The organism is Mesorhizobium sp. M2A.F.Ca.ET.067.02.1.1 (assembly GCF_004023285.1).
In the GTDB taxonomy this organism is placed as follows: Bacteria; Pseudomonadota; Alphaproteobacteria; order Rhizobiales; family Rhizobiaceae; genus Mesorhizobium.
This window is the reverse complement of the sequence record NZ_RZSB01001302.1, coordinates 1-773: the sequence shown is the minus strand read 5'-3', so window position 1 is coordinate 773 and position 773 is coordinate 1. Positions and strand designations below refer to the sequence as shown.

Sequence of the window (773 nt, the reverse complement as noted above, 5' to 3'; positions counted from 1 at the left end):
CCTCCTCATGGGCGTGGGGGGCGCAGCCGCCGGCGGCATCTGGATAGGTGTCGTCGGCGCGCTCCGCCATTACCGAGCCGTCAACGAGACCATCTCCAGCCTGCTGATGGCCTATATAGCCATCGCGCTGATGAACCATCTGGTGGAAGGGCCGCTGCGCGACCCGGCCTCGCTGAATAAACCCTCGACCCAGCCGCTGGCCGACATCTACCGCATCGGCAACATACCGGGCATGGAGGTGCATTGGGGTCTCGTGGTCGGCATCCTCGCCTGCGTGCTCTCCTGGCTGCTGATCGAGAAGACCCGCTGGGGTTTTGCCGCCCGCATCGCCGGCGGCAATGTCAGGGCCGCGCAGGTCCAGGGCCTTGCCGTCGGACCGCTGATCGTCGGCTTCACCGCGCTGGCGGGCGGTTTCGCCGGCCTCGCCGGCATGCTGGAGGTCGCGGCGGTGCAGGGCAGCGCCAACGGCTCGCTTGCCGCCGGCTACGGCTATACCGGCATCCTCGTCGCCTTCCTCGCCCGCCACAACCCGCTTGCCATCATCCCTGTCGCCATCCTGCTTGGCGGCATCGACGCGTCCGGCGGACTGATCCAGCGCCGCATGGACCTGCCCGACGCAACTGTCCTGGTGCTGCAGGGCATGCTGTTCATCGTCATCCTTTTCAGCGAGACCTTCTACGGCCGCTTCAAGCTCTTCAACCCGGACCTCTGGCAGAGGCCCCATTTTTTGAAGGGAAATGTCTGATGGAAACGACCGACATCGGACTGTGGGG

General features: G+C 66.0%; 1 protein-coding gene. It reads left to right on the top strand.

Annotated elements, in window-relative coordinates:
- Positions 1–745: ABC transporter permease (locus EOA28_RS37450; protein WP_148671195.1), on the top strand; the 745-nt coding region annotated here is incomplete at its 5' end.
- Positions 746–773 lie beyond the last annotated feature (28 nt).